7 protein-coding genes are annotated in these 6,769 nt (G+C 43.8%); 2 read left to right on the top strand and 5 right to left on the bottom strand.

Annotated elements, in window-relative coordinates:
• Positions 1-128: 128 nt before the first annotated feature.
• The 5 genes from minC to QUA97_RS20155 form a co-directional block, all read right to left on the bottom strand.
• Positions 129-926: a septum site-determining protein MinC gene (gene minC, locus QUA97_RS20175; protein ID WP_333087037.1), complete on the bottom strand. Its 798-nt coding sequence runs from the start codon at positions 924-926 to the stop codon at positions 129-131.
• A 144-nt stretch (positions 927-1,070) separates the two neighbouring features.
• Positions 1,071-1,193 (bottom strand): hypothetical protein, encoded by a 123-nt coding sequence (locus tag QUA97_RS20170; RefSeq protein ID WP_333195657.1) that lies wholly within the window; start codon positions 1,191-1,193, stop codon positions 1,071-1,073.
• A gap of 128 nt (positions 1,194-1,321) precedes the next feature.
• On the bottom strand, positions 1,322-2,002 hold the full coding sequence (locus tag QUA97_RS20165) for a response regulator transcription factor (RefSeq protein WP_333195656.1): 681 nt from the start codon (positions 2,000-2,002) through the stop codon (positions 1,322-1,324).
• 2 nt (positions 2,003-2,004) lie between these two features.
• Positions 2,005-3,453: a sensor histidine kinase gene (locus QUA97_RS20160; RefSeq protein WP_333195655.1), complete on the bottom strand. Its 1,449-nt coding sequence runs from the start codon at positions 3,451-3,453 to the stop codon at positions 2,005-2,007.
• A 60-nt stretch (positions 3,454-3,513) separates the two neighbouring features.
• Positions 3,514-4,128 (bottom strand): cupin, encoded by a 615-nt coding sequence (locus QUA97_RS20155; RefSeq protein WP_333195654.1) that lies wholly within the window; start codon positions 4,126-4,128, stop codon positions 3,514-3,516.
• 574 nt (positions 4,129-4,702) lie between these two features.
• On the opposite strand from QUA97_RS20155, the gene QUA97_RS20150 reads away from it, so the two are divergent.
• Both QUA97_RS20150 and QUA97_RS20145 read left to right on the top strand, forming a co-directional pair.
• Positions 4,703-5,371: a YHS domain-containing (seleno)protein gene (locus QUA97_RS20150; RefSeq protein WP_333195653.1), complete on the top strand. Its 669-nt coding sequence runs from the start codon at positions 4,703-4,705 to the stop codon at positions 5,369-5,371.
• 393 nt (positions 5,372-5,764) lie between these two features.
• Complete coding sequence (locus QUA97_RS20145; RefSeq protein WP_194066502.1) at positions 5,765-6,466, top strand: DUF4079 domain-containing protein; 702 nt, start codon at positions 5,765-5,767, stop codon at positions 6,464-6,466.
• Positions 6,467-6,769 lie beyond the last annotated feature (303 nt).

Raw genomic sequence — 6,769 nt, 5'->3', positions numbered from 1 at the left:
AACTAATAACCAATAACCAATAACCAATAACCAATAACCAATAACTAATAACTAATAACCAATAACCAATAACCAATGACTAATGACCAATAACCAATGACCAATAACCAATAACCAATAACCAATAACTAATCACCCCCAATTAACTGCGATTTGTCAAAATCCGAGGCTCTACCGATCCGAATCCCTTGAGGTGTCACATAGGCGACTTCCGGGAAAAACTGAGCGGGTGAGGTTTCAGGGCCTCTGGCCACATACTTAGCAATCCTAATCACCATCGGTTCCATCTGCAAGGTCATAATCACGCTTTTGGTATTGCCACCGGCACCGGCGTGCACTACGCCCCGCAAACGCCCCCAAACTAGGATATCTCCTCCGGCGATGACTGAGCCACCGGGATTTACATCTCCCAAAAGTACGATCGTCCCTGGATGGCGAATTTCTACGCCCGATCGCACTGTCATCTGCAAATATAAAGGTTCCGCCAGCGATTGCGGTTTTTCGGCCACCGTTTGACTCAGAGAAGAAACCGGAGGCTGCTGTTCTACACAATAGCCTGCAGTAGCTGCAGCAACGGCGGTTTGACGGCGGCTGGTGTAGACTCGTTTGAGTTGCAGTTCCACTTCCGATAGGGCATCGGCGATTTCTTGCAGTTGGCGGATATCTAAAAGTCGATCGCTCCCCATCAATTTTACTTCTGCATTTGGCTGCCAAAAGCGTTCTCCTGCATTCAGCCTAACTTTTAGCTGCTGGCAAAGTTCAGTCCAAGTCGAAGCCGCACCAGTTGCGGCTTCGGTGTTGGTTTCTGGAGGAAGCAGCAACAATAGCTGTCCGTCTTCAGTCTTGAGTCGGACTTGCAAATCTAAGCTGATTTCGGGTGTTGATTGAGCAGCAGCAGCGGCTCCGGCAGAGGCATCGGGTATCATGAAACAGTTCGATCTCGGGTAGGGACAGGTTAACATCAATATTACCCTGAGTCGTCTTTTGGCTCAGCCTTTGGGGGAAAAGTCTGGTTTTTTTATTTTTAACGCCAGCTATGGCAATTATATTTTGTTTGCGAACAATTTTTTTTACGATCGATCGCAGAGAGTGCAGGCATAGATAGGACTTACGCACCAGTGGTGAGAAACCGGGTTTTTTGGCAAAAATACTGCATCTAGACCTTTAATACCAATTCCGGTTGCACTCCTCATGATTTTAACTGTTAACAGTCAACAGTCAACAGTGAATTTACTATTCCGATGAAGAGAGGATTTGATATAATTTAGATAAAAACCCGGTTAGGAGTGTGTACTTCATAAACCTAGAATAGGTTGTAATATTACTTTTGCTCTCGCAACACGTAGCCAACTCCCCGAACCGTATGCAGGAGCCGTTTTGAGTTACTTGCTTCTAACTTGATCCGTAACGCCCGAACATACACTTCAATAATATTTGATTCGCCCATAAAATCGTAACCCCAAACTTTTTCTAAAATCCGATCGCGCGTAATGACTTGACGGGGATTTCGCAGCAAAAATTCTAACAAATCAAACTCTTTAGCCGTGAGTTCAATTAGTTTATTTTCTCGATAAACTTCGCGGGTTAAACAATTTAAGATTAGGTCTTCAAATTCTAAGCTATCTGGGTCATTTGGTTGGAGGCGACGCAGACGCGCTTTTACCCTCGCTAGAAGTTCTTCGATACTGAAAGGTTTAGTCACATAATCATCAGCGCCAGCATTTAATCCCGTTACGCGATCGGGTACTTCATCTTTTGCTGTTAACATAATTATTGGTACTTGCACGCCAGTCGATCGCAACCTCAAACAAATATCCAATCCAGAGATACCCGGAAGCATCCAATCTAAAATCAATAAATCCGGTTGGGCCGTGCGGGCGATCGTCAATCCATCCAATCCATTGCCCGCGACAGTGACGTGATAGCCTTCTAGAGTAAGTTCAGATTCGATGAACTTCGCCAGCTTAGGGTCATCTTCAACCAGGAGAATGCGATCGCCCATAATTACACTTTCCAGATAGGTAAGGTGATAGTAAAAATACTACCTTCTCCCGGTTTCGATCGCAGCGTGATACGTCCTTCCATACCTTCGATCAGGCTTTTGGCGATCGCCAATCCCAACCCTGTACCGTCTCTAGAGCGAGTCATTGACTCATCCACCCGGTAAAACCGCTCAAAAATCCGGTTTTGATGGGGGAGAGAAATACCAATTCCGCGATCGCCCACATGAATCATCACCTGCTCTTCCCTCTTTTCTAAGACTAACTCCACAGGTTGTTCCGAATCAGAATACTTAATTGCATTGTCAAGCAAATTAATTAAAACTTGTTGTAAACGAGCTTGATCCGCACAGGCTACAATATCTTCATCATTGGAAACCAAAATAATTTTTCGATTGCTAACTTTTTGACTCATTTCAACCACCTCAGCCACCAGAGTATTCAGGATTACCGGATGCAAGCGAAAGTGCAAATTGCCACTATCAGCCCGTGCCAAATCGAGCAAATCTTCTAACATCCGAATCGTGCGTTCAGTTTCGCCAACCGCTGTTTCCAGTGCTTGCTGCTGGTAGTCACTTAAATTAGTGCTGCGCCGCAGCAAACTTTGTAAATAACCGACTACAACCGTCAGGGGAGTGCGTAATTCGTGAGAAACATTACCGACAAATTGGCGTTGTTGCTCCCAGGAACCCGACAATCTAAACAACATTTCATTAAAAGTTTGTGCAAGTCCTAAAATCTCATCAGGAGCCTCATCAAGTTGAAGTTTTGCCGCCTGCAAATTATCAGCAGACAAAGTGCTAGCCACTTGACTCATGTGTTCCAAGGGGCCCAGAGCATGGCGAATCCGACTGGCGATCGCCAACATTAACACCAAAATTACCACAATACTGACAACAATTAAACTCCGAATCCCATCATTTAATTGACGTTGCTCGTCAGTGATATCTTGAGAAAAATATACCGTACCCAGCAACTGATTTTTGATTCTCAGAGTCGTGCTACAGATCACCATGTAGCGATCTTCCACCCGCACAAAAGTCGGCTCAGCGGGTACTTCCGTCAACGAAAGCATCTTCCTAATCTTAGAAGATTGCAGATCCATATCAGGTGAATTTACCAACAGCATCCCGTCATTTCGCTTCACCCACACCATGATTCCTCCTGTAGAAGCTTTATGAACGCTGCGGGTTAAACCAATTTCTAGGGAACCCATTTCACTATAAAGTTCAACCTGTTCGGGAAAACGCATTCCAATATATTCCAGCGTTTGTTTGTGGGCACCGACCAGATTTTGCGACCTTTGCCAGCCAGACCAAAATGCCACGCTGCCAAGTCCTAAAATCGAGAGTAACAGCAATTCCAGCGTCAGGCGAAACTGAAGCGAAGAAGTAGAAATTCGCTTACCAGTAAAATGATTAATAGCAGCTCTAAATTTGGTTATATGCTTCATTCAATTTACCAATTCCCAATTCCTAATTCCCAATTTCCACTTTCCAATCAGAATGCTCGCTTAAAAATTTTCTGCAGTGCCTTGAATTTGGTTAAACTCAAAGCGTCGATCGTAATCTGTTTCACCATAAATATTAAAACTAATTGTTGGTTCATCTCCGATCGCCTCCACATGATGAATTGCATCGGGCATAAAGCACAAAATGTCACCAGATGCAAGCAAAATATCGCCCGCTGTTTTGATTTTATTGGGAAATTTAGCATTTGGCGATCGCCGCCAAAAAGTATTTTTTTCCTGTCCGCTAAGTAGCGCTACCAGCCCCCAACTAGCATGATTGTGAATCGGAGAAACAGCCCCCGGAGCCCAAGCCACCAACTGCACCGTTAGAGAAAAAAATGGTTCATCATAAAGTGTTTGTACCGCCCATCCTGTCTCAGAGTCAGGCTCTAAAAGAGCAATTTGAAGCCAAGAAGAACCATCTAGCAACCTGCGAACAAGGGGACAAATTGCCTGGAGTCGTAAATAATCATCACTAATTTGTTCTAATACATCTTCCAAGTCAGTTAAAAAGCGGTAAAGTCGGTAGGGATGGGTCAAATTTTGTGTTTGACTGATAGCCTCACCAACCCGGTACTGTCCATCATCCGTCACTAACCAGTCTTTTCCTGCGATCATTTCTCAACTCGCCATTAAATTACTGAACTACTAAAAGATAGTCAGGGTTAATCTCCAGTCTATAAGATATTCCTGGCAACTAGATGATGCGTTCCTAATTCTTAGATGAATTTTTGCTGAAGAAACGGAGAGATATAGCAATCCTAAATGATTGTCTGTAGGGACACGGCATTGCCGTCTCCCGGACACGGCACTGCCGTGTCCCTACAGATGGATTTTGGGGAAATCACATTTATGTTCGCCGCACGTGATAATGATTTAGGATTGCTATAAAACATTCAGAGTTTTATCTCCCATCCATCTCTTCCTCATCTAGCACTCATTTTCTTGAGTGTTAATGTAAATAACCTCAAGTCTTGAGGACAACACCATTAGGACTGACGCACGGGTGGCCAGAAACCGGTTTTTTTACCAAGAATCATTTACTGTCACCCACAAATCAAGTAAAAACCCGGTTTCTTTGATCGGAAGTGCGTCGAGGACAACAAAAAGCCAGCCGATTTGCCAAAGAGTAAGAATTCTCAAGCAAATATATGGCGTGGAACTGCTAACAATTTATCGGAAAATTAAACACATGAAAGTAAAATACTTTACCACGATCGCGATTGCCACTATTCTAGGTTTGGCAACAGCTAATGTTAGCTACGCCAACTTCAAGGCTGCCACAAACTCGAACTCTACAACCGTTTCATTCAAGATTGCAGAATCCAATCCTTGTGCGGGTAAAGCCAATCCTTGTGCTGGTAAAGCCAATCCTTGTGCTGGTAAAGCCAATCCTTGTGCTGGTAAAGCCAATCCTTGCGCTGGTAAAGCCAATCCTTGTGCTGGTAAAAACAGCACAACAACCGTTCATCCTAAGTATTACACCGAAAATGGTATGGCTCTTGATGGTCAGGATGTCGTAGCCTATTTTACCCAAAGCAAATTAGTGATGGGAGTTAGCCAATTCAAACATAATTGGGGTGGCACAACTTGGATGTTTGCTAGTGCAGCAAACCGCGATATGTTTGCTAAAAATCCTCAAAAGTATGCTCCTGAATACGGTGGATATTGCGCCCAGGCTGCCAGTGAAGGAAATCTTGTTGCTACCCAACCTGATGCCTGGAAAATTGTTAATGGGAAGCTTTATCTCAACTACGACAAGAAAGTACAAGCACAGTGGATGGGTGATATCCCCGGTCATATTGCTTTAGCAAACAAAAATTGGCCTACTATTCTGAATAACAAAGAATTGTTACGTTAAGCTTAATTAAAGCTGACGCAGGGGTACTCAGAAATCTTTTTGGAGCTATCATACTTGATTCAAACTCACATTTTGTACCATAATATTTCTGGTATTCGTTTGTAAATGGAAACGCCCTGGCGCTCCGGCGAGTTATTGTCTCTTTTGCTACTATTTGGGATTTGGTTGAAGCCTTGTGTGTTGTTCGATCGCGCGATCGATTGCGTGAAGGTATCAAAAGTTTAGTTAAACTGAGATATTGCAACACGAGCGTCCTGTAGGGGCTCGCTTCGCCAACAGTCACAGAAAGTTACAGAGAGGTTGAATAAACCTGCTCTTACCAAAGAAAAAGCCTGATTTGAGATGGGCGCAAGATGTGAGGTTCAATCGAATTGAAAAACGAAAGGGTATTGTATGGAACTTAAAGATTTTCTGGCTTTGCTGCATCCGATTTTAGCTGTAGCGATCGTTTTTCCGATGCTTGGTGTGGTGCTGAATATGGCTTGGCAAACGATGCAGCGCCGCAAGCAAGTTGCATCCGGGGAAAAGAGCAAAATTCCCCCAGTAGTCGGTTCAGAACACCTGAAAGCAGGTCGAATTCTGTCTGGTTCGGTGGTAGGAGTGACGTTGTTGGGTTTAGGCTACGCGATTTTTGAGCATATTTTGACCGAACAAATTTGGAGCAAAAACTCGTTTCAAGTCGTTTTCATTGTGCTGATGTTTGTGGCGACTATTGCTTCTTTGGTGATGCTCTATCGAGCTACGCCTGCTTTGTGGCGCGGCATATTTGCGACTTTGACTGGTGCTGGTTTGGTGATTCTTGGCACTCAAGATGGCGTTTATCGGCGGACTAATGAATGGTATTGGTCTCACTACTACATTGGCATCACCGCTGCGCTGCTGATGGTGTTTTCGCTGGCGATTGTTGAAGATATTTACAAAGATCGATCGAATCGGTGGCGCACTGTCCATGTCATCTTGAATTCGATCGCTGTGCTGCTGTTTCTGGGACAGGGAATGACGGGAACCAGGGATTTATTAGAAATTCCTCTGAGCTGGCAAAAACCGTATATTTATAGCTGTGATTTCACCAATAAGACTTGCCCGAAACCGTAAGCAGGAGTATCTGTGTTTTGTAAAAAGGATTTTTTGGGCTGGGCGATGCTAGAAATACAAGACACAGATGCTCGCCGCCGCATTACTGTCATTTTTTGGTTTCCGACTTCACAAGCCTTGTCCAGAGAGGTTTAGAGCCACTTTAGGAGCTAGAAAATGTTTGAGTCCGGCTAAAAACTGCTGAATAAAATAACTGCAACAAACTCTTGACATTTGCCGCAATCTATGCTTTTGCTAGCCGCTGCGGTATTTATCAAAAAAAATATTTACAAATGTTAAGTTTTACTTAAATTTAGTATTATA

The organism is Microcoleus sp. CZ3-B2, assembly GCF_036705055.1.
GTDB lineage: Bacteria > Cyanobacteriota > Cyanobacteriia > Cyanobacteriales > Microcoleaceae > Microcoleus.
Note: the sequence above shows the minus strand (reverse complement) of the source record. Positions and strands in the feature narration are given on the sequence as shown.

Excerpts from the sequence above, each read along its gene's own strand:
- minC (WP_333087037.1), bottom strand. The coding sequence starts at position 926 with ATGATACCCGATGCCTCTGCCGGAGCCGCTGCTGCTGCTCAATCAACA.
- QUA97_RS20170 (WP_333195657.1), bottom strand. The coding sequence starts at position 1,193 with ATGAGGAGTGCAACCGGAATTGGTATTAAAGGTCTAGATGCAGTATTT.
- QUA97_RS20165 (WP_333195656.1), bottom strand. The coding sequence starts at position 2,002 with ATGGGCGATCGCATTCTCCTGGTTGAAGATGACCCTAAGCTGGCGAAG.
- QUA97_RS20160 (WP_333195655.1), bottom strand. The coding sequence starts at position 3,453 with ATGAAGCATATAACCAAATTTAGAGCTGCTATTAATCATTTTACTGGT.
- QUA97_RS20155 (WP_333195654.1), bottom strand. The coding sequence starts at position 4,128 with ATGATCGCAGGAAAAGACTGGTTAGTGACGGATGATGGACAGTACCGG.
- QUA97_RS20150 (WP_333195653.1), top strand. The coding sequence starts at position 4,703 with ATGAAAGTAAAATACTTTACCACGATCGCGATTGCCACTATTCTAGGT.
- QUA97_RS20145 (WP_194066502.1), top strand. The coding sequence starts at position 5,765 with ATGGAACTTAAAGATTTTCTGGCTTTGCTGCATCCGATTTTAGCTGTA.